Origin of the sequence: Acinetobacter sp. F-1 (genome assembly GCF_022869025.1) — a bacterium.
Lineage (GTDB): Bacteria > Pseudomonadota > Gammaproteobacteria > Pseudomonadales > Moraxellaceae > Acinetobacter > Acinetobacter pseudolwoffii.
Window position 1 is genome coordinate 162,991 of record NZ_JAJKFX010000001.1, and the last position, 20,009, is coordinate 182,999.

21 protein-coding genes and 4 tRNA genes are annotated in these 20,009 nt (G+C 42.6%); 15 read left to right on the top strand and 10 right to left on the bottom strand.

Going from position 1 to position 20,009, the window contains the following annotated elements:
• Nucleotides 1-95: 95 nt before the first annotated feature.
• The gene (locus LOZ91_RS00860; RefSeq protein WP_005096428.1) at nucleotides 96-485 is read left to right on the top strand and encodes a carboxymuconolactone decarboxylase family protein; all 390 of its coding nucleotides are present in this window, start codon (nucleotides 96-98) and stop codon (nucleotides 483-485) included.
• A gap of 340 nt (nucleotides 486-825) precedes the next feature.
• Here the strand turns inward: LOZ91_RS00860 and LOZ91_RS00865 are convergent, their stop codons facing one another.
• Together LOZ91_RS00865 and LOZ91_RS00870 are read right to left on the bottom strand one after the other, a co-directional pair.
• A complete protein-coding gene (locus LOZ91_RS00865) occupies nucleotides 826-1,083 on the bottom strand; it encodes a hypothetical protein (RefSeq protein ID WP_005096427.1) in 258 nt (85 codons plus the stop codon).
• A 136-nt stretch (nucleotides 1,084-1,219) separates the two neighbouring features.
• On the bottom strand, nucleotides 1,220-2,401 hold the full coding sequence (locus LOZ91_RS00870) for a trypsin-like peptidase domain-containing protein (protein WP_074383026.1): 1,182 nt from the start codon (nucleotides 2,399-2,401) through the stop codon (nucleotides 1,220-1,222).
• Between the two features lie 170 nt (nucleotides 2,402-2,571).
• Here LOZ91_RS00870 and LOZ91_RS00875 point away from each other — a divergent pair, with 170 nt between their 5' ends.
• The 7 genes from LOZ91_RS00875 (at nucleotide 2,572) to LOZ91_RS00905 (ending at nucleotide 5,371) form a co-directional block, all read left to right on the top strand.
• Nucleotides 2,572-3,330: a Nif3-like dinuclear metal center hexameric protein gene (locus LOZ91_RS00875; RefSeq protein ID WP_244782507.1), complete on the top strand. Its 759-nt coding sequence runs from the start codon at nucleotides 2,572-2,574 to the stop codon at nucleotides 3,328-3,330.
• Between the two features lie 153 nt (nucleotides 3,331-3,483).
• On the top strand, nucleotides 3,484-4,110 hold the full coding sequence (locus LOZ91_RS00880) for a superoxide dismutase (protein ID WP_004646486.1): 627 nt from the start codon (nucleotides 3,484-3,486) through the stop codon (nucleotides 4,108-4,110).
• Nucleotides 4,111-4,257: 147 nt separating this feature from the next.
• Nucleotides 4,258-4,333 (top strand) — tRNA-Asn (locus LOZ91_RS00885).
• Between the two features lie 5 nt (nucleotides 4,334-4,338).
• Nucleotides 4,339-4,414: transfer RNA gene (locus LOZ91_RS00890), tRNA-Asn, on the top strand.
• A gap of 293 nt (nucleotides 4,415-4,707) precedes the next feature.
• Nucleotides 4,708-4,783 (top strand) — tRNA-Asn (locus LOZ91_RS00895).
• Nucleotides 4,784-4,789: 6 nt separating this feature from the next.
• Nucleotides 4,790-4,865: transfer RNA gene (locus LOZ91_RS00900), tRNA-Asn, on the top strand.
• Between the two features lie 62 nt (nucleotides 4,866-4,927).
• Nucleotides 4,928-5,371, top strand: a complete 444-nt coding sequence (locus tag LOZ91_RS00905) for a DUF2726 domain-containing protein (RefSeq protein WP_005096422.1) — start codon at nucleotides 4,928-4,930, stop codon at nucleotides 5,369-5,371.
• A gap of 1 nt (nucleotide 5,372) precedes the next feature.
• Here the strand turns inward: LOZ91_RS00905 and LOZ91_RS00910 are convergent, their stop codons facing one another.
• From LOZ91_RS00910 to glnA, 6 genes are all read right to left on the bottom strand, one after another.
• Entirely contained in the window at nucleotides 5,373-5,630 is a 258-nt protein-coding gene (locus LOZ91_RS00910; protein WP_180000018.1) for a hypothetical protein, read from the bottom strand.
• A 135-nt stretch (nucleotides 5,631-5,765) separates the two neighbouring features.
• A complete protein-coding gene (locus tag LOZ91_RS00915; RefSeq protein ID WP_244782508.1) occupies nucleotides 5,766-7,007 on the bottom strand; it encodes an alpha/beta hydrolase in 1,242 nt (413 codons plus the stop codon).
• Between the two features lie 111 nt (nucleotides 7,008-7,118).
• Nucleotides 7,119-7,997, bottom strand: coding sequence for a 4-hydroxybenzoate octaprenyltransferase (gene ubiA / locus LOZ91_RS00920; protein WP_244782509.1), 879 nt, complete (start codon nucleotides 7,995-7,997; stop codon nucleotides 7,119-7,121).
• A gap of 6 nt (nucleotides 7,998-8,003) precedes the next feature.
• Nucleotides 8,004-8,471, bottom strand: a complete 468-nt coding sequence (locus LOZ91_RS00925) for a chorismate lyase (RefSeq protein WP_034609065.1) — start codon at nucleotides 8,469-8,471, stop codon at nucleotides 8,004-8,006.
• Nucleotides 8,472-8,506: 35 nt separating this feature from the next.
• Nucleotides 8,507-8,785 (bottom strand): hypothetical protein, encoded by a 279-nt coding sequence (locus tag LOZ91_RS00930; RefSeq protein WP_005096415.1) that lies wholly within the window; start codon nucleotides 8,783-8,785, stop codon nucleotides 8,507-8,509.
• A gap of 95 nt (nucleotides 8,786-8,880) precedes the next feature.
• Entirely contained in the window at nucleotides 8,881-10,296 is a 1,416-nt protein-coding gene (gene glnA, locus LOZ91_RS00935) for a type I glutamate--ammonia ligase (protein WP_171063330.1), read from the bottom strand.
• Nucleotides 10,297-11,104: 808 nt separating this feature from the next.
• Here glnA and LOZ91_RS00940 point away from each other — a divergent pair.
• From LOZ91_RS00940 to LOZ91_RS00970, 7 genes are all read left to right on the top strand, one after another.
• Nucleotides 11,105-11,689 (top strand): aminodeoxychorismate/anthranilate synthase component II, encoded by a 585-nt coding sequence (locus LOZ91_RS00940; protein ID WP_005096412.1) that lies wholly within the window; start codon nucleotides 11,105-11,107, stop codon nucleotides 11,687-11,689.
• Between the two features lie 9 nt (nucleotides 11,690-11,698).
• On the top strand, nucleotides 11,699-12,745 hold the full coding sequence (gene trpD, locus LOZ91_RS00945) for an anthranilate phosphoribosyltransferase (protein WP_244782510.1): 1,047 nt from the start codon (nucleotides 11,699-11,701) through the stop codon (nucleotides 12,743-12,745).
• Nucleotides 12,746-12,765: 20 nt separating this feature from the next.
• Entirely contained in the window at nucleotides 12,766-13,572 is an 807-nt protein-coding gene (gene trpC / locus LOZ91_RS00950; protein ID WP_180039442.1) for an indole-3-glycerol phosphate synthase TrpC, read from the top strand.
• Between the two features lie 195 nt (nucleotides 13,573-13,767).
• The gene (locus tag LOZ91_RS00955) at nucleotides 13,768-14,451 is read left to right on the top strand and encodes a Smr/MutS family protein (protein ID WP_005096408.1); all 684 of its coding nucleotides are present in this window, start codon (nucleotides 13,768-13,770) and stop codon (nucleotides 14,449-14,451) included.
• A gap of 93 nt (nucleotides 14,452-14,544) precedes the next feature.
• Nucleotides 14,545-15,093 (top strand): GTP cyclohydrolase I FolE, encoded by a 549-nt coding sequence (gene folE / locus LOZ91_RS00960; RefSeq protein WP_005096407.1) that lies wholly within the window; start codon nucleotides 14,545-14,547, stop codon nucleotides 15,091-15,093.
• 283 nt (nucleotides 15,094-15,376) lie between these two features.
• Complete coding sequence (locus LOZ91_RS00965) at nucleotides 15,377-15,814, top strand: hypothetical protein (protein ID WP_005096405.1); 438 nt, start codon at nucleotides 15,377-15,379, stop codon at nucleotides 15,812-15,814.
• A 129-nt stretch (nucleotides 15,815-15,943) separates the two neighbouring features.
• The gene (locus LOZ91_RS00970; protein ID WP_244782511.1) at nucleotides 15,944-16,501 is read left to right on the top strand and encodes a DUF4385 domain-containing protein; all 558 of its coding nucleotides are present in this window, start codon (nucleotides 15,944-15,946) and stop codon (nucleotides 16,499-16,501) included.
• 3 nt (nucleotides 16,502-16,504) lie between these two features.
• Here LOZ91_RS00970 and LOZ91_RS00975 read toward each other — a convergent pair whose 3' ends face one another.
• Nucleotides 16,505-17,905, bottom strand: a complete 1,401-nt coding sequence (locus LOZ91_RS00975) for a diguanylate cyclase (RefSeq protein ID WP_244782512.1) — start codon at nucleotides 17,903-17,905, stop codon at nucleotides 16,505-16,507.
• A 185-nt stretch (nucleotides 17,906-18,090) separates the two neighbouring features.
• Entirely contained in the window at nucleotides 18,091-19,977 is a 1,887-nt protein-coding gene (locus LOZ91_RS00980; RefSeq protein WP_244782513.1) for a DUF4105 domain-containing protein, read from the bottom strand.
• Between the last annotated feature and the right edge of the window lie 32 nt (nucleotides 19,978-20,009).

The window sequence follows — 20,009 nt, forward strand, 5'->3', positions numbered from 1 at the left end:
AAGTGGCTTTTTAGCCACTTTTTTACGACTATGGCACGATGGTATTTCGCATAAAAAGCACTAAGCTAGAGCTATAAGAAAATTGAGGGTAAACCATGTCACAACAAGATTATGAAAATGGCCTGAAAGTGCGTACTGATGTCATGGGCGAAAGCTTTGTCAAACGTGCACAGGAAAATACCGTGCCTTTTACCCAGCCTCTACAAGACTGGATTAATGAACATGCCTGGGGTTCAACCTGGCAACGTGAAGGTGTATTGCCACGTAAATATCGTTCTTTAATTACCATTGCTTTCCTTACGGCTCAAAAAAGCCCCACTGAATTAAAAGGCCATGTTCGGGGCGCTCTTAACAACGGCGCGACGGTTGAGGAAATTCAGGAAGTGTTACTCCATAGCCTGCCATATTGCGGTGCACCAGCAACTCAGGAAGCATTTCGTGCAGCACTTGAAGTGATCCAGGAATATCAGGTGAATGAGGAATAATTTGGTTGCAGATGAAATTGAGCCGTTTTAGAAATGAGCTCAAAATTTAATTTTGCAGATGATTCATAAGTTACTTAGGCTAAATAAAGCTCAGCTGATTTTAGTTGCTTACCCTGATCTCAGCCTATCCGTCAAATGAATATGTACCGAGAAATTGTAGATTCTCGGTACATTACAATAATGATTCTAAAATAAAACTGATGGATTTTTTAGAGTTGAGCACCTACTTATAAAAACTCGCATCTTTGATCACATACAGCCCGATCACTCATAAGATCAAATCAGACCGATCCAATAAAATAGTGGCTCAAAATAAGCCTTAGTTCAATGAAGATTCACACTAGAGCCAGTACACATTAAAGCTATAATAAAACTCCAGCACTTCAAAACGTACGTTATAGCCCAGTTCAGTCAACTCGGCTGATAAAGCCCGAATATCTTCCAAAGGCAAATGTTTGGGAAATACAGTAATGACTGCGGTATTGCCCTGTTTCGCATTTTCTTCAATTAACTTGGCTAGACGCGGCTTATAGACCTCAATATTTAAATTGGCCACATCTGATAAAACCTTGGCCTGATCCGCCGTCATAAAAGTCATTTTTTATTTTCTCTTTTGATGTAATTTCATCAAGTTAAATGATTTAAACCAAAAGCCGTATTTCATTTTTGTATCAGGTAACTAAAAAATAACAAGCAAAAAAATCCCTCTGCAGAGGGATTTTTTTAAATAAAACTTACTGACCTGGCAGTGGAATATATTGAGAAGAACTGTTTTGTGCTTTACGCTCAGTCACCACCACATCCAGCATCATGGTTTTGCCGGCACGCTCTACTTCAATCTGAATGGTACTATTCGGTTTTTGCAGGGCAACAAAATTAATCAAATGCGAAGCCGAACTGATCTCTTCCTCATTCACTTTCATAATTTTGTCGCCACGCTGGATGCCCGCTTTCGCTGCCGGTCCATTTGCCAGCACTTCTGCGACGGTCACCCCTTTCTCTTTAGGTTGCAGTACATCATCACGTTCTGTCGGTAATAAACTGATTCCTAACCAGCCACGAACGACACGGCCATCTTTCAGAATAGCATTCATCACCTGCTGGCAGATTTTGGCTGGAATGGCGAAACCTATCCCCAGTGAACCACCAGTTTGCGAGAAAATTGCCGTATTCACCCCAATCAGGTTACCCGCGACATCGATCAAGGCTCCGCCTGAATTTCCCGGGTTAATTGCAGCGTCGGTTTGTACAAAGTCTTCATAGGTATTAATGCCCAGATCTGAACGCCCTGTTGCTGAAATAATCCCTTGCGTTACGGTTTGACCCACACCAAATGGGTTGCCAATGGCCAAAACGACGTCACCGACTTCATTGCCACTCAATTTAAAAGGCAACACGGGTAATTGATCCAGTTCAATTTTAATCACTGCCAGATCGGTATCTGGATCCATTCCCACAACTTTTGCTTCAGCACGTCGTCCATCCTGCAATGCCACCACAATCTGGTCTGCCTGTGCAATCACATGATTATTGGTCAGGATATAACCATCAGGACGTACAATCACCCCGGAACCTAAACTGTTCTCATTCGGACTTTGTCCATACTGGTCAGGCAACTGATCGCCAAAAAACTCACGAAAGACCGGATCGGTCAACAAAGGATGAGCCTGCTGTTTGACTTTTTGAGTGGTAAAGATATTGACTACAGCCGGCGCTGCTACTCTCACCGCAGCACTATAGGAGACCACGCCTCCTGAGCGCGACGTATCAATCAACGGCTCTACTTTTTCAGCAGGCATCTTGACACCATCTGGTGCAACCGGTGCTTTTGGTTTTTGTAGTTGTTGCCACCCCAAAAAACCGATAATGACCAAAATCAGTAACACCCAGGGTAACCATGTAAAGGTGCGGCGCACGTTGTTATCCTCTAAAATATTTTAATTCGTTGATGACTAAGTAATTTGTGTTCTATTGTAATGCGAAATACATAACTAAACACAAAAAATTCCACAGAGTTTTGTGCAGCTTTAGTTACAATTAAATATAAAGATAAATATTGGCAAGTTTTTAAACGAACAGGAATTTTATGGCGAATTTAAATGATATTATTCAGTGGTGTGAACAGACTTTGGCAGCACGTGAATTTAAGGACTATGCACCGAATGGCTTGCAGATTGAAGGTAAATCCGAGGTCAATAAAATTCTGTGTGCCGTGAGTGCTTCGCAAAGTGCGATCGAAGCGGCAATTGAGCAAGGCGCAGATTTACTGCTGGTTCATCATGGCTATTTCTGGAAAGGTGAAGCCTACCCGATCACTGGTATGCGCGGTAAACGAATTAAAGCCTTAATTCAAAATGATATCTCTCTGGTTGGCTATCATCTGCCTTTAGACAGTCATCCAACTTTAGGCAATAATGCGGCGATTGCAGATTTATTAGAACTGGAAAATATCGAACAGTTGGATCCGAGTGAACGCCATCCGATTGGCAATATTGGCTATTTAAAACAACCGATGCTTCCTGAATATTTTAAAAACCATGTTTCAGAAAAACTTGGCTTTGATGCAATTCATCTTCCTGCGGACAAAACTCAAATCCATAAAGTCGGTTTCTGTACCGGTGGTGCGCAGGATTATATTCATAAAGCAGCGCTACAAGAGTGTGATGCTTATATTTCTGGTGAAGTGAGCGAACGCACCTTCTATGAAGCTCAGGAACTGAATGTACATTATTATGCCTGTGGCCATCATGCCACTGAAAAATATGGTGTACAGCGCCTGGCCAAAGCGATTTCAGAACAGTTTAATATTGAGTATGCTTATTACGAATTAAACAATCCGATTTAATTCTCGCTGACAGCATTTTCCACGAGCTTTATTTATATATTTTCAGGATTTATTGTGTATTGTTATTTATACGTAATGCCCATTTGGTCCGATTATCTATTACAATAAAGCCACTTATTGTTAAAACCCAGCTAAATGCAAGGAATTGAGAACATGACAACCATTACTTTACCAGCATTACCTTATGGCTACGAAGATCTTGCTCCACACATCAGCAAAGAAACTTTAGAATACCATCACGACAAACACCACAATACTTATGTGGTTAACCTGAACAACCTGATCGCTGGTACTGAGCTTGAAGGCAAAACTCTAGAAGAAATTATTACAGCAACTGCTGGTGATGCTTCTAAAGCAGGTGTTTTCAATAACGCGGCTCAAGTTTGGAACCACACGTTCTACTGGAACTGTATGGCTAAAAACGGTGGCGGTAAAGCAACTGGTACTTTGGCTGCGAAAATTGACGAAGCATTCGGTTCTTATGAAAAATTTGCTGAAGAATTTGCTGCTGCTGCAACTACTCAATTTGGTTCAGGTTGGGCTTGGTTAGTGGCTGACGAAGTAAACGGTCAGCTTTCAATCATGAAAACTTCAAATGCTGATACGCCAATGGCGCACGGTAAAATTGCAGTGTTGACGATTGACGTTTGGGAACACGCTTACTACATCGATTTCCGTAATGCCCGTCCTAAGTACATCTCTACTTTCCTGGAAAGCCTAGTAAACTGGGATTATGCAAATGCTAAATATGCAGGTCAGCCTGCAGGTGTTGAGAAATAATTCTTTATTTCTTTGCTAAAAAATCACCCATTTCGGGTGATTTTTTTATTTTTAAGCCCCAAATGAATATTTATAAAGCAAACAATTCATTTCTTTACATTAATTGATTGACGACCTTGGGTTTCCTGCCTAAAATGCCGATCAGATTCTCCAATAGCTCAGTCGGTAGAGCGACGGACTGTTAATCCGCAGGTCCCTGGTTCGAGCCCAGGTTGGAGAGCCATCTATTCTTCCATAGCTCAGTCGGTAGAGCGACGGACTGTTAATCCGCAGGTCCCTGGTTCGAACCCAGGTGGAAGAGCCAAGATTCTAAAAAACCCACTCATTGCGAAGTGGGTTTTTTTATATCTGCTTTTTTTAAATTGAGATCGGTAGTGATATCTGTATGTACAATCAGCTACCTTATATTCTCTGATCCAGATCACTTATAAAAATTAAGGCTGATAACAATCTGACTGCTCAGACTGTTTACATAAACATAACAGTTTGAACTCCAAGCCTTTTCGACTATTTTTAAAACACTTGATTCAATTTCTTCGGCTTTTTTCTAAAAGTGCCTTGACCCCTTTTCAAATCTCTCTATAATCGCTATCAGATTCTCCAATAGCTCAGTCGGTAGAGCGACGGACTGTTAATCCGCAGGTCCCTGGTTCGAGCCCAGGTTGGAGAGCCAATCTATTCTCCCATAGCTCAGTCGGTAGAGCGACGGACTGTTAATCCGCAGGTCCCTGGTTCGAGCCCAGGTGGGAGAGCCAGAATTCTGAAAAAACCCACTCATTGCGAAGTGGGTTTTTTTATTCGTCCCTATTTATGATCTGTGTTTAATTTGAGTCAGTTTATATTTTTTGTGATTGGCTGCCTGGCAACTTTTGCGTTAGTTTGCCTGCTCTTCCCGCATCTGTTCACCCGTCAAAAAAAATTCTATCCGAAGCGTGTGATTACTGCTTTTGAAAGCAGGATGTTTACACGCCTAAAAGAAGCCTTTCCTCATCATCATATTCTGGCTCAGGTTGCCTTTAGCGCCTTGATTACCCATGATCAGATGAACATGCGTAATCAGTTCAATCGCAAAGTTACAGATTTTGTGGTGCTTGATCGTGACTATAATGTACTGGCCATTATTGAACTGGATGATCCCAGTCACATTGGCAAAGAACAGGAAGATGCTGAACGGGATGCCATGCTGATTGCAGCAGGCTATACCGTGATTCGATACACTCAGATTCCGAGTATCAGACAACTGCAAAGAGATTTGAGATAATTTAAGGCAAGGTTACTACGCTTTCGGATGCAGCTTGGGTTGAATTTGCATCTTGCTCTGCTTTGAGCTTTTCCGCAGCTTCTCTCGCTTCGATGCGCGCAATCATTTCTGCCTGCTGCTGTTTATATTTTTCCTGATTTTTAGCATCACTATTTACCGCAAGAAAAGCCATACTCACCAAAAATATCGGTATACATAATACCAGCGCACCTAAAATTACCAGCTTTTTAACACTGCGGGGCTGCGGCTGCTCAGACATAACAAACCTACTTTAATTTTTTCACTTAATTGCACTGCTCAATATAACAAAATAAAGTCATAGCTCAAGTCTTTGAAAAGTTTTACTGTAAAAAAGGAGCCGAAGCTCCTTTGTAGATCTTAATAACTCTATTCTTTACTTAGCTGGCATATGCTCTTCAATAAATGCAACCAGTTCAGCATTCTTTTCTACAATTGCTTGAGTATGTCCTGCACCCTCAACCCCTAGGAAAGTCACGTCTGTACCCAAAGCTGCCAAATTCTTTTGCAAAACATCTGTAACATCATAAGGTACTGCCATATCTTCCTTACCCTGAATAATCATGACTGGTACACTGATTTTTTTAGTCGCGGGTTGGTTCTCCACCAAAAATTCTTTCACAGATCTGTTTTGATCAAAAGCATCTATCAACCCCGGATATTCAGCTACTGTTCTTCCAGGATTCTGCCGCAACCATTGATCGATATCCGCACTAAACTCTGTCATTAAATCGCCTAGACACAAGCCATTTTCACCAGTGGTTCCTTCTGCACGCTCAGCAACCAGTTTTGCACTGGATTCAAAAATATTCTGATATACAAAATTTGGCTCATAAGCTTTAATTCCAACTGCCACATATGCTGCATAAGCAAGTAATTCTGAATACACAGCTTTGGCAGTTCCTGCTGGAACAACACCAGCACCCTCACCGAAAACTAATCGATTTAAAGCTTGTGGGGCAACTGTACCAATAATATAACCTAGGCTGGAGGCTGGTGCCGCAGCAACCGCTGCCTTATAGTTTGGATCATCTCCTGCAAATTCTGCCGTTGCAAGCGAAGCATGCCCCCCTTGTGATTGACCCACAGAAACCCAAGCTCCATTAAACCTATTCCCTTGCTGTTGCTTAAATCCTTTCACTGCATAAATTGCAGATTGTGCCGCACTCTCTAAATGTAAATAAGGATGAATGCCCTGTGTACCCAATCCTTCATAATCAGGAGCAACAATCACATAGCCTTTGGCAAGCAGACTCTCAGCCATGGCTTTAAAGCGTGGGTTAAAAGTATTTCGACTTGGCGCACAACTATCACCGCTCCCTACTGTACCGTGCTCCCAGACAACAACACGCCAACCATCTCGTGGTTGTTGTGTTCGCGGATAAATTACCAAGGCAGTAGCTTCTGCAGTCCTATTCTGTACATTTGGCATGTTATAGCGCATAACCCGAATACTTGATGCTTGAGACATAACATCTTGGGTATACGTTTGTTCACCGAGAAAAACCTGAGGCTGCGGGACAAAGAAATCATTATCATCATCATCGTTACACGCAGATAAAAATAGTACCGAGGAACACAGCACACCTAACATCAATTTCTTATAACTGTTCTGCATATTTCTATCCTTTTATTGTTATTCCCTATCTCTTAATCGAGATCACTCAAAATTAATCATAAAAAAAGCATCCTTTATAGGATGCTTTTGTTGTTATCCGACATACGGTAATTATCTTAGAGCAAACAATATTCCCACAAAAATAATGAGGCCAATCCAACGGTTATGACGGAATGCCCAAAAACATAGCTGTGGATTTTTATCGCGAGTTTTAAACCATTGGTAAATAAAATCAGCAGCAACCAGCAAAAGTGCTAACAAGCCAAATGGAATCAATAAATTTTCCAGCCAAAGTGCAGCACCTATCAATAAAATACTGCTCGCCTGCAAGGTGCTAATGATTGGAATATCATAGCGACCAAACAGAATTGCGGTTGATTTCACTCCAATCTTTAAATCATATTCACGGTCTGCAATCGCATATTGAGTATCGTAGGCCACAGTCCAAGCCAGATTGCCAAAATACAATAACCAGCAGGTCAGATCGGGAGTTTGCCCAACAGCGGTATAGGCCATGGGTATGGCCCAGGAAAATGCTGCACCCAAAAATACCTGAGGCAAATGGGTATAACGTTTCATAAAAGGATAAATAAACGCTAACAGCAAAGCCCCAAATGACCAGTAAAAAGTTTCGATCGGCAAGAAAAATAGCAGACAGGCGCTGGCAGCCACCAAAACCAGAAATACCATCACCGCTTCTTTGGCGCTGATGACTCCGGTCGCTAATGGCCGGTTTTTAGTACGCTCCACATGCGCATCGACTTTACGGTCAGCAAAATCATTGATGGCACAACCCGCCGCCCGCATAAAAATCACACCCAAAATCATGGGAATTAAAATTTCAATGCGTGGCATCCCCTGAGGCGCAATCCATAACGCCCACAAGGTTGGCCAAAAGACCAGTTCAGTACCAATCGGTTTATCAAAACGACAAAGATAATAATAGGCGCCAAGACGCTCACGCCAGGTTATTGCTTGTGCAGTTGCCATATAAAGTCAAGCCCTTGAATTTTGTATAAAGTGTTCAAATGCCGGTAAAAATGTTTCTTGTACGATAAATTTACAGCCGTGCCAAGTATAGCAGCTCTGACGCGTCCAACCCTCTTCTAAAAGAATGACCCGACGCTGGCAAAGTGGATTCGTCCGTTGAAACAGGAACCAGCCAATTGGCTTAGTCCCAATATGCTGAAAGATTCGGGCTTTTTTTTGCAGGCTTAAAATTGGAAAAATACTCTTTGCTTTCACCCAGGGCGACTGTTCTGAACCATAGAGATAGCTTTCCCGCACCCAGGAAGTATGCTGATGTGACATCTGCATCCATTTGGCATTGGCGAAGCTTAAACGCTGAAAATGCTCTTGAATAGGCTCAACATGAAATTGTCCCTGCGCCAAGCCGGTCAATTGCTGTGTCAGAGAACCTGAGGCATACAGCCATGGTTTTAGCTCAGCAGACATAGTGGGCATCAAGGCATGCTGATTTTTAGAAAAATACGTCATGTTTAACAGTTATCTGCTTTAGCAATCACTTCAAATTTGCCTTGGGGTGTTTTAATTAAAATTAAGCCTTCAGCGCTTAAATAAAACTCTTTTGGATAGTCAAATGTAAGTGCCAGTTCAGGATTTTTCAGTTCAACAAACTGTGCTTGTTTATAACCTTCAATGGTATGCCCTACTTCCAAATATGTAACTTCAGAAAAATTTAACTTAAAACCTTGTGCATGGTCTTTAGGATCATTCCAAGGAAAAAATCCGGTATGTTTTTTACGTGGTTTAGCCATAACAATCTAATTCAACATTCTTTGCTTTATATTAACCCAGTATAGAAAAAACCCGCGACATGCGCGGGTTTTTTACAGGGAAATTCTTGAAAGAATTACAGGCTGTAGTACATCTCGAATTCAACTGGGTGAGTGGTCGTGTTTAAACGACGCACTTCTTCAGTTTTAAGTTCGATATAGGCATCAAGCATGTCTTTCGTGAACACGCCACCTTTCAGCAGGTAATCATGATCTGCTTCAAGTGCTTCAAGCGCCATATCCAGGCTATGCGCCACTGTCGGGATTTTCGCTTCTTCTTCAGGAGGAAGATCGTACAGGTTTTTGTCAGCCGCTTCACCTGGATGAATCTTGTTTTGGATACCGTCGATACCTGCCATCAACAATGCCGCGAAACCGAGGTACGGGTTCATCATTGGATCTGGGAAGCGAGCTTCAATACGCTTGCCTTTCGGGCTTGACACGTAAGGAATACGGATAGATGCAGAACGGTTACGCGCTGAGTAAGCCAGCATAATCGGTGCTTCGAAATGCGGAACCAGACGCTTGTACGAGTTTGTAGAAGGGTTGGTTAATGCATTCAATGAACGCGCATGTTTGATAATACCGCCAATGAAGTACAATGCCATTTCTGAAAGGCCTGCATATTCATCACCAGCAAACAAGTTCTTGCCATCTTTAGAGATCGACATGTGAACGTGCATACCAGAACCGTTATCGCCAACCATTGGTTTAGGCATAAAGGTTGCTGTTTTCGCATATTGATGCGCAACGTTCCAAACCGCATATTTAAACTGTTGAACTTCGTCCGCTTTACGAACCATGGTGTTGAAGCTTACACCAATTTCCAACTGGCAAGATGCAACTTCATGGTGATGTACTTCTACACGACCTGGGCCCATGATGTCTTCAATTTTGGCACACATATCTGCACGCATATCATGTGAAGAATCAACTGGAGGAACCGGGAAGTAACCACCTTTTACGCGTGGACGGTGACCAGAGTTACCACCTTCGTAGTCATTGTTGGTTGACCAGGCCGCTTCTTCAGCGATCAATGTATGGCGCGCGCCAGACATATCGATTTCCCATTTCACTTCGTCAAATACGAAGAATTCTGGTTCTGGGCCAAAGAATGCTGTATCACCAATACCTGTTGATTTTAGGTATTCTTCAGCACGGCGAGCAATCGAACGTGGGTCACGGTCATAACCCTGACCTGTAGAAGGCTCAATCACATCACAAGTCACAACAACTGTAGGCTCGGCAAAGAACGGGTCGATGAAACCGGTTTCTGCATCTGGGCGTAAAATCATGTCAGATGCTTCGATGCCCTTCCAACCAGCAATTGAAGAACCGTCGAACATTTTACCGTCTTCAAAAGTATCTTCGTCGATTGTATCTGCGGGGTAAGTCACATGTTGTTCTTTACCTTTAGTATCCGTAAAACGGAAATCGACCCATTTCGCGCCACTTTCTTGGATGAGTTGAAGGACTTTGTTCGCCATGCTCATTTTGCTCCGATGAATTTTTGTTGCACTCGTTACGTGCGTGTTAGTAGTTGGTAGTCATTAAGCAATTACCGTACCAACTATTCAAAGTATAGATAAAATCTTGAAATCTATATAAGAAATCATGAAGTGACAAAAATACTTTGCGACTATTATACTAGTTGAGAAACTAAATGCACTATATTCAGGCATTCTTCATTTATTTTATTTCGGCTTTATTTTTTAGCGCACCTAAATAGTGCAATCACCTATAGAAGTGTATTAAAAACATAGTTTTTTATATAAAATTTGCTACTTTTTCGTGTATTTGTTTAAAAAACACCCATATGTTGCTAAAAATTGACTCTTTTCTCATGGTCTGAGGCAAACAGAAATCTGCAACATGCAGTTGCTCAGTGAATATTTTGATGCATTTTCTTTAAATATACTTTCTATACCATAGTCTATATAAATTTCTATTATTCAAGTGATGCTTTTTTCAACAGATTTTAGATCAATATTGCTGATTATTTTTAACTTATCAATTTTTCCCTAAAAAATACACAGCCTAAAGTTTCTTTAAGTAAGTCTATTACTTTAAATCATGATTAAAATTTTATTTCAGTTGATACAGATGCTTTTAAAGCAAATAAATTGAGCAAAATTGTTGCGCCGAATACGGCTATTTTTTGCTATGATGAATAGTGCTTTATTTTCACACAATGAAATCAATGATTTAGTCGTGTCACACCCGTGCTTGCAATAAGCGCAAATAAAGTACGATCTGGACAACTTTAGCACAGTTAAGTGCATTAATTTCAATAGGTTACTCATGCTTTTAATGGTCGACAACTATGACTCCTTTACTTACAACATCGTTCAATATTTTGGCGAACTGAATCAAGAAGTAAAAGTAGTCCGTAATGATGCCGTGACATTGGAAGATATAGAGCGATGGCAACCCAAGTATTTAGTGATTGGCCCCGGCCCATGCTCGCCGAGTGAAGCAGGCATTTCGATTCCTGCGATTCAGCATTTTGCTGGAAAAATTCCGTTATTGGGCGTTTGTCTCGGCCATCAGAGTATTGGTCAGGCATTTGGCGGTGACATCATACGTGCCAAACGTGTCATGCACGGCCGTCTGTCGGATATGTACCACAGCGATACCGGGATTTTCAGCAATCTTCCGTCGCCATTTCCTGCAACGCGCTATCATTCCCTGGTGATTGATCAAGCCACCTTGCCTGAATGTCTGGAAGTGACCTGCTGGACCAATGAAGCCGATGGCTCTATGGAAGAAATTATGGGGGTAAAACATAAGACATTGCCGGTCGAAGGCGTGCAGTTCCATCCTGAATCGATCCTGAGCCAGCATGGCCATCAAATCTTTAAAAACTTTCTCGAAATTTATGCCTAAGAACATCTTATGAATATTCAACAAGCTTTAAGCAATATTACCAAAAACATTCACCTGACTCAGGATCAAATGCAAGACGTGATGCGTGCCATCATGTCAGGTGAAACCACTGATGCCCAGATTGGTGCCCTGCTGATGGGTTTACGCCTTAAAGGCGAAAGCATTGATGAAATTACCGCAGCCGCACGGGTCATGCGTGAACTGGCTACCAAAATTGATGTCAGCGATATTCCTTATTTAGTCGATATTGTCGGTACAGGCGGTGATGGTCAAAACCTGTTTAACGTCTCTACCGCGTCTGCATTTGTGATTGCAGCAGCAGGCGCAACCATTGCTAAACATGGCAACCGTGGCGTTTCAACCAAATCAGGTTCGTCAGATTTACTGGAACAGGCTGGGATTAATCTTGACCTGAATATGCAGCAAACCGAGCGTTGTATCCGTGATGTGGGGGTCGGATTTCTGTTCGCACCGAATCATCATACAGCGATGAAATATGCAATCGGCCCACGCAAAGAATTAGGGATTCGCAGCATTTTCAACTTACTTGGCCCGCTTACGAATCCGGCCGGAGTAAATCGTTTAGTGATTGGTGTATTTTCCAATGAACTCTGCCGTCCAATTGCTGAAGTCATGAAACAGCTCGGTGCTGAACATGTGATGGTGGTACATTCACGTGATGGTCTGGATGAAATCAGTATTGCCTCTTCAACTCATGTCGCTGAACTGAAAAATGGCGAAGTCACGGAATGGGAAATTATTCCTGAATCGGTCGATATTGAATCGCAAACCCTGACCGGACTGATTGTGGAAGATTCTGCGCAAAGTCTGGCTTTAATCAAAGATGCACTGGGCAAGAAAAAATCAGACATCGGTGATAAAGCCGCCAATATGATCGCGCTGAATGCCGGCGCGGGTATTTATGTCTCCGGTTTAACCAGCAGCTATAAGCAAGGTGTTGCGCTGGCACATGACATTATTTACGGCGGTCAGGCACTTGAAAAAATGAGTGTGCTGTCTGAATTTACCAAAACCATTAAACAATACGAAGCTTAATTCGGTCAGGAATTTTGATCATGGTGGATATCGCAAATACAATTTTAGGCAAGATTGTTGACCGTAAAACGGAAGAATTTGCTCTACGTTTAAAGCAGAAAAGCTATAAAGATCTGGAAGAGCTGGCTCAAGGTGCATCAGCTGTGCGTGGTTTTGCCCAGTCTTTAATGTCAAAACGTCCGGGTGTAATTGCTGAAATCAAGAAAGCCTCACCATCTAAGGGGATTATTCGTGAGAATTTTAATCCTGCAGAAATTGCAGCACAGTATCAGGATGCAGGCGCAGCCTGTTTATCGGTGCTGACCGATGTAGACTTTTTTCAGGGTGCAGATGAAAATATTCAGATTGCCCGTTCGCATTGTGACCTGCCGGCGCTGCGTAAAGATTTCCTGATCGATCCTTATGGAGTCATTGAAGCACGTGCCTTAGATGCAGATTGTATTTTACTGATTGTGGCATGTCTGTCAGATCAGCAACTGGAAGAAATGTCGAAGACTGCTTTTGAGCATAATTTAGATGTTTTAGTTGAAGTACATGATGAAGCTGAACTGGAACGTGCGCTGAAACTTTCAGATCGCTGCTTGCTGGGTGTGAATAACCGTAATTTAAAAACCTTCGATGTCGATTTAGATACCTCGATTCGTTTAAAGAACTTACTCGATCCCTCTCGCCTGTTAGTCACTGAAAGTGGTATTGCTACTCCTGCCGATGTGGCGATGATGCAACAGCATGATATTCACGCTTTCTTGGTCGGTGAAAGCTTTATGAAACAGTCTCGTCCGGATCATGCTTTCCGTGATTTGTTTGGTGAGCCTGAAGCGGTTTAACTATTGACTAGTTTAATACTTAGACCAAGCCCAATCTCAGGATTGGGCTTTTTTATTTTCAGGATTGATAAGAAAAGAAATAGCATCATGTGAATTCATAAATACCGAGACATGCCATGCAAGCAATTCATTTCTCCTTTATCTATTTTCAGACTATAATTCTGTTAAATTCCGCATCTTCCTTGTTTTTACATTATGAGTAAACACGATTCTTCATTATCTAAAGATCAGTACAACCTGCTGAAATCTTTTAAGAAGCAAATTACACAGCCGCATAGCCCTGCGGTTGTTGCTGCACCCGTTGAAAAGACTGTCGAGCAAGAAGCTTTAGAAGAACTGGAATTATTCCGCAAACAAATGCAGGGCGTGCAAAAAATTGAATCGGGAAATACCGTTCAATTGGACAAACCGCGCAAGAAAAAACCGGATGCACAAGTCCTGGCAAAGCGTGCAGCGGCGACTGGCCCGATGGAAACAGATGCCATGGCATTATCGGACACGCAGGCCATGCTCAATCCTGTCGGGAGTCAGGCCAACTTGAGCTATCGCATTGCCACCTTGCAGCATAAAGTGTTTGAAGACTTAAAAGCCGGCAATTTACGCTGGTTTGAAGCTGTGGATCTGCATGGCTGTACCGTGGAAGAAGCGCGTCAGGCGGTGCTACAAATTATCCAGATCGCCAAAGATGAAAACCAGAACGTGATTAAGATCGTACACGGTAAAGGCCCGGAAGCGATTTTAAAAACCTATGTGAATGGTTGGCTGCGTCAGCATCGCGATGTTTTGGCTTTTGTCAGTGCCCCTGAAAAACAAGGCGGTACTGGTGCAGTTCTGGTTCTGCTAAAACGTGCAGAAAAGAATCCAAAGTTTAAACAGTAACCGGTTTTCGCCTCAAAACAAGGCATTGTAAAAGTTTTCTGCTACAATGCCGTCCTTGTTCATTCTCAGTTTAAGTGAATACGTCATATGACTATGCAGCAATCCTACGCAAACATTCTTACTGCCGTTGGCGAAGATCTCAATCGCCCTGGTCTCAAAGATACGCCTGTGCGTGCTGCCAAAGCATTTTCATATTTAACCTCGGGTTATAGTCAGACACTTGAAGAAGTCACCAACAAAGCGGTCTTTCCTTCCGACAACCGTGAAATGGTACTGGTCAAAAACATCGAATTCTATTCCTTATGTGAACATCATTTATTGCCATTTTATGGCCGTGTCCATATCGCCTATTTACCAGAAGGTCATGTCTTGGGCCTGTCCAAATTTGCCCGTATTACTGAAATGTTTGCGCGTCGTTTGCAAATCCAGGAAAACTTGACCCAGCAAATTGCAGAAGCAGTGGCGGAAATCACCAAAGCACGTGGTGTCGCCGTGATGATTGATTCTGCACATATGTGCATGATGATGCGTGGTGTGGGCAAACAGGAATCGACCACACGTACAGTCTCTTTTATTGGTGATTTTAAAACTGATAAAGAAACCCGCCGTGAGTTTTTAAGTGCAGTGCCAGAAAGCTACTAAGCCTTAAAAGCCAATTATTTAAAGCCTCGATCATTCGGGGTTTTTTTAATTTCTTATAAACTGCTCTGGTCAGAGAATATCGATATCACAGCTGCTGTTGACCAAATTTGCATTCGTTATACTTGCAGCTAAACAATTGCTGCTTATCTTTGCAACAAGCCTACATTTAGATACATGATAAAGTTTTAATCCAGTTAGTCCTCGCTTAAAGTAAATTGACGTTGATATACAGCAAACAGCTTTATATCTTTCTGCTTGATTTTTAATGACAAGGAAAATGACCATGGCGAATAGCAAAAACAATCAGGACAAAGACAGCAAGAAATCTGCAAAAACTGCTAAAAAGACGCAAGATGAAAAACTGAAGAAGTCGAACAAAAGCAGTGACAAGGACAGCGATCGCAAAGTCAGCAAAAAAGCTGAAAGTGCTAAATCTAAAGCAGCATCTTCTAAAAAAGAGAATGCCAGTAAAGATGAAAAAGTAAAGGCGAAGAAAAGTGCGAGTTCTAAAGGCAGCGATAAAGCCAAAGACCTGAAAACATCTTCAGCGAAAAAACCGGCTAAAGCGAAAAGCAGCAATAAGAGCAAAGATGAAGACAGCAAGACGAAAAAATCTTCTTCAAAAAAATCAGCACCGGCCAAAAAGCAGTCAAGCACTTCGTCCAAGAGCAAGTCTGATAAAGCCAAAACCTCGAAGACCAGTTCGAAAAAGTCAAAGTAAAATCCAAGCCCCATGACTGGGGCTTTTCTTGATCCTGATCTCGGGTGAGTAGATCAGTAGAATTATTTTATATTTTTTAGTGTGTTCTTTATTGAGTGATACCGACCCTTCTAAATATAAGGCAAAGATATGAGTCCAGCAGCCAAAAATCCGCCGCCAAAACGTCAGTCACGGGTGGTGTCGAATAGTTTTGATTATTCTCTGGACTTCGAAAAGATTAATTTTCGCAAACGGCCCGAGTTGTACCGAATTGGCCGGGGAGAACAAGGCGTATTACTGGTTGAGCCTTATAAGTCGGAAATTTTGCCTCACTGGCGCTTTGCAGATGCAGAAAAAGCCCAAGCCAGCAGTGACCAGATTTATCAACTTTTCTTAGATTATCTAGAACAAGAGGACTTTATCGGCGCGGACATGGCACGCAAGTTTTTACAGATGGGTTATACCCGTGCCCGCCGTTATGCCAATCATAAAGGCGGTAAAAAATATGACGGGCCGGTTCCTGCAGATAAAAAAGGCTTAAGCGGTGCACATGGTCGTTCAGAACTGCCACGCAGTCAGGAAGATCCGGTTAAAGCCGCGGCTGCCAAAATTTTCAAACAAAAATGGGATGATGCTAAAAATCATCCCGAATACATTCGGCAAAAGGAAAAATTTCAGACCTTTATCCAGCAACAGATCACCGGTTAATTTCTATTTTTGAGTAAGTGAATGTCCTGCCGGCGTCATAGGCTGCTGTGCCATGTAGACCCGGTTACGGCCGGTATTTTTTGCCATATATAATGCCGTATCTGCAGCATCCAAAAAGCGCTGATAATCCGGATGTCCATCATATAGAGCACAGCCGATACTGATGGTGATTGTAAACTGTTGTCCTTGCGTCGTGTTAATCATGCCATTTTCAACATATTTGCGAATACTTTCGGCAATATTCAAGGCACGTTGCTGATCCGTATCAACTAACAACAATAAGAACTCTTCACCGCCAATCCGGAATGCATAATCACTGCCCTGACTGTATTTTTGCAATGCCTCGGCAATAAATTTAAGCGCCAAATCCCCTGCGGTATGGCCAAATTTATCGTTGATGCTTTTAAAGAAATCGGCATCTATGGCCAGTAAAGACAAAGGCGTATGATTTTTACGGGAAAAAGTGATTTCACGGGAAATCACCGTATTTAAATAACGGCGATTTAAGAGCTGGGTCAATGAATCATTGCCTGATTCAATATATTCTGCAACCTGAAATAACTGATCGACCAGCAGTTGAATCTCACGATTGAAGTCACGAATTTGCTGAATTAAGCCCAGCGCATTATTTTTATCCGTACAGTTCAGCATGGCCTGATTAAGTGCATCGACCTGATAAATCCGCTCAATAATCAGGTCGACCTGATCGGAACCGGTAAAGGCATAGGAGGCTTTGTGTATGAACCATAAACCAAATTCAGACTTGGACAGCATCGGATGCTTCAAGCCGATATGACCAGAAAAGACCTTGAACATCAGTTCATTTTCCCAGTCCAGCAGTGAGCTGCGCTGTTTATCTTTTTGTACCGCCACATCCTGCATTGCAGAAAAAACCCGGTAACTGTGTTTGATTTCCTGATTCATGGCAGTTTTGGCTTCATAAGAACGGCACATGATTTCAGTGGCAAAGCCCATGATTTGTATAATATAGCTACAGGTTGTCAGCATGTTTGGCTGGGGGTTCAGGCTCAGCAATTCAAACATTTTACGTTCAATTTCACGGATGCCGCGCATGATCAGCCAGGATGGAATGCCCACGCGCGCATGTACATGTCCCACGATATTCTGTTTTTGCACTGCTTCGACATAGCGCTTATTGATTGGCACACTAAAACTTTCTGATAACCATTGAATCAGGGTGTTGCGTAAACGTTTTTGCACCAGTTCATCGGTTAAAAAATGTGCCGACTCTTGTTCGAGCAGCATATTTTTATAGAATTCTTCAACCAGTACCTGAGAATGATCTTGAATGAACTGGAAGGCATGCAATAGATCATCTGCTGAATAATTCTGACAAATCTGCTTCCATTGTTCGGCCAGCATTGCCATGCATTCATTATTCATACAGCCTATTCCCCAAATATTGCAATTTGTATTAACATTATGTGACAAATATAACAAAATTAAAAAAATTTAACTGATATATCGCTAAGATTATTTTGATCAGGCTGATCGATTTTTCACACAAAAAGCGGGATGAGCAAATCATTAAAGTACTGATATGGAGCGCATCTTTAGTCTGAATGACATTAAAAATAACGGATCAGGCCCAGACTCCATTGGTCCCAGTCTTGATCCTGTTGCTGCTGATATTCCCATGACAGGCGAATTGCATTTTGTGCCGTAAATGCATACTGCAATTGGGTATTCAGCTTTAAATGCCAGCGGTGTGAATCTTCCCAGTAAGGCAGTTCTACTTGTACCATACTATTGATCTGATCATTCCAGATATTTTGACAACCCAAGGTCGGCCCTGCTCCCACGCGCCAGCCCTGATCAAGTGCCTTACCCGCCTGCACCTGACTTTGCATTTGTGCATAACATAAATGTTCGCGGCTCGTATTTGCCCAGCTATAGCCCACTTGGGTTTTTAAACTGGCGACGCCATGCTGCTGCTCTTCACTAAACTGACCATGGCTATCTAATGCTTCCTGTTTCCAGCCCAGATTAAAACCCCAGGATAAGGGCGTATTAAATGGATTAATCGGATTATAAGAATTGACTGCCAGCAGCTCCAGATGTTCCAGTTTGAGTTCACTATCACGATATTGTAATGCCCCATCCAGAAACAGCAGTTGTGTCCCCGTACGCAAACCACCCTGTGGATCGATCAAATCATGATAGGCTTGCCGCTGTCCAAGCTGAACAAAGGATTCGCCCTGAACCTGTCCGGCCTGAATACTGATATTGCGCGCATGATGGCTTTGTACTGGATCTGTGTGCGGGCGCTGAGGTGTTGCACGCTGTTTCTCGATATCCAGCTGGCTTCTTAAACCCAGCAACTTGCGAAAACGTGGCTGGGCAAAAGGCTCATCTATCTTTTGGCGCAGAAAATCCAGATACAAATGATCATAGGCCATTTCCAGAATTTTAGCCTGATCCTCTGCCGGATAAGCTTGCAAGATCGCAGGCATTGCGACTGTTTCCGCATAAGCGAGCTGATGCGCAGTTTTTGCCAAAGCTTTACCATGTTGTCTGGACTGCGCCAGCAACTGCGTTTCCAGGGCCGGACGATACACTTTCTGTTTAATCAGGCCCTGCTGTTCCACCACTTTTAAGGTTTCGATTGGAATTGCAGTCGAGTTAAACTGTTGCTGTAAATTCAGTTCCGGACGCACCAGATCGAATAGACCCAACAGGCGATAAGCACAATTATCATTAATAAAATAATAAGGGAAACTCACCTTTTGCATTTCCCAAAGATGCTGCACCAGAAACCGGGTCTCTTGCGGAGTTAAATTTAATTCATATTCCCACAAATCCCGGCTTTCAAAGTCGCCATATTCTTTAACCTTGCGATAATAGGGCATCAAGGAATATTCACCCGGATACTGCCCGGTCAGTCCTTTCCAGGCAAAGGACCAGTTGTCATTGCCATCGACAGTTGCTGCATAGTTGACTGCATAGGAAATCAGGTTGAGCTGTTGCTGATCTTTGGGATCCAGACGTAATAAGGTATGCCCGAACATCGAGCTGGGATTGCCCATAAAGTCCGTGGCATAAATCAGCGTGGCCTGATAAGGCTTGACCTCAGCAATCCATTGATCAAACTCGGGACAGCTCACTTCAGGCAATTGCTGTTCGGAAATATCCAGCTGCTGCATTAACCAGCTGCTGCGGGCCGGAAACTTACAGCGCACGGACTGATTCGGTGCTGCAGTCGAGAATAAAGCCTGAATATTATGCTGTATTTCTTTTTTTAAATTGCTCTGGCCCTGTTCTGCCAGAAAATAGCCTGAATAATCGACTTCGCTCTGGCCTTTCGAATTGGCATACATCAGACGCTGCCAGGTGATGCTCTGATCCAGACCTTTGCTTGCGGCCTGATCAAGATAATGCTGGATATCTGGATTAATTTCGCTTGCAAAACTTAAGGGGCTGAAGGCCAGTCCCAACATGAAGAACGCATATTTCATTCAGTTAACTTATTCTCGTCAATTTCTTTGAG

Excerpts from the sequence above, each read along its gene's own strand:
- LOZ91_RS00980 (WP_244782513.1), bottom strand. The coding sequence starts at position 19,977 with ATGAAATATGCGTTCTTCATGTTGGGACTGGCCTTCAGCCCCTTAAGT.
- LOZ91_RS00925 (WP_034609065.1), bottom strand. The coding sequence starts at position 8,471 with ATGCCCACTATGTCTGCTGAGCTAAAACCATGGCTGTATGCCTCAGGT.
- glnA (WP_171063330.1), bottom strand. The coding sequence starts at position 10,296 with ATGAGCATGGCGAACAAAGTCCTTCAACTCATCCAAGAAAGTGGCGCG.
- LOZ91_RS00860 (WP_005096428.1), top strand. The coding sequence starts at position 96 with ATGTCACAACAAGATTATGAAAATGGCCTGAAAGTGCGTACTGATGTC.
- LOZ91_RS00915 (WP_244782508.1), bottom strand. The coding sequence starts at position 7,007 with ATGCAGAACAGTTATAAGAAATTGATGTTAGGTGTGCTGTGTTCCTCG.
- LOZ91_RS00940 (WP_005096412.1), top strand. The coding sequence starts at position 11,105 with ATGCTTTTAATGGTCGACAACTATGACTCCTTTACTTACAACATCGTT.
- LOZ91_RS00880 (WP_004646486.1), top strand. The coding sequence starts at position 3,484 with ATGACAACCATTACTTTACCAGCATTACCTTATGGCTACGAAGATCTT.
- LOZ91_RS00875 (WP_244782507.1), top strand. The coding sequence starts at position 2,572 with ATGGCGAATTTAAATGATATTATTCAGTGGTGTGAACAGACTTTGGCA.
- LOZ91_RS00970 (WP_244782511.1), top strand. The coding sequence starts at position 15,944 with ATGAGTCCAGCAGCCAAAAATCCGCCGCCAAAACGTCAGTCACGGGTG.
- LOZ91_RS00910 (WP_180000018.1), bottom strand. The coding sequence starts at position 5,630 with ATGTCTGAGCAGCCGCAGCCCCGCAGTGTTAAAAAGCTGGTAATTTTA.
- LOZ91_RS00865 (WP_005096427.1), bottom strand. The coding sequence starts at position 1,083 with ATGACTTTTATGACGGCGGATCAGGCCAAGGTTTTATCAGATGTGGCC.
- ubiA (WP_244782509.1), bottom strand. The coding sequence starts at position 7,997 with ATGGCAACTGCACAAGCAATAACCTGGCGTGAGCGTCTTGGCGCCTAT.
- LOZ91_RS00930 (WP_005096415.1), bottom strand. The coding sequence starts at position 8,785 with ATGGCTAAACCACGTAAAAAACATACCGGATTTTTTCCTTGGAATGAT.
- trpC (WP_180039442.1), top strand. The coding sequence starts at position 12,766 with ATGGTGGATATCGCAAATACAATTTTAGGCAAGATTGTTGACCGTAAA.
- LOZ91_RS00955 (WP_005096408.1), top strand. The coding sequence starts at position 13,768 with ATGAGTAAACACGATTCTTCATTATCTAAAGATCAGTACAACCTGCTG.
- LOZ91_RS00975 (WP_244782512.1), bottom strand. The coding sequence starts at position 17,905 with ATGAATAATGAATGCATGGCAATGCTGGCCGAACAATGGAAGCAGATT.
- trpD (WP_244782510.1), top strand. The coding sequence starts at position 11,699 with ATGAATATTCAACAAGCTTTAAGCAATATTACCAAAAACATTCACCTG.
- LOZ91_RS00965 (WP_005096405.1), top strand. The coding sequence starts at position 15,377 with ATGGCGAATAGCAAAAACAATCAGGACAAAGACAGCAAGAAATCTGCA.
- folE (WP_005096407.1), top strand. The coding sequence starts at position 14,545 with ATGCAGCAATCCTACGCAAACATTCTTACTGCCGTTGGCGAAGATCTC.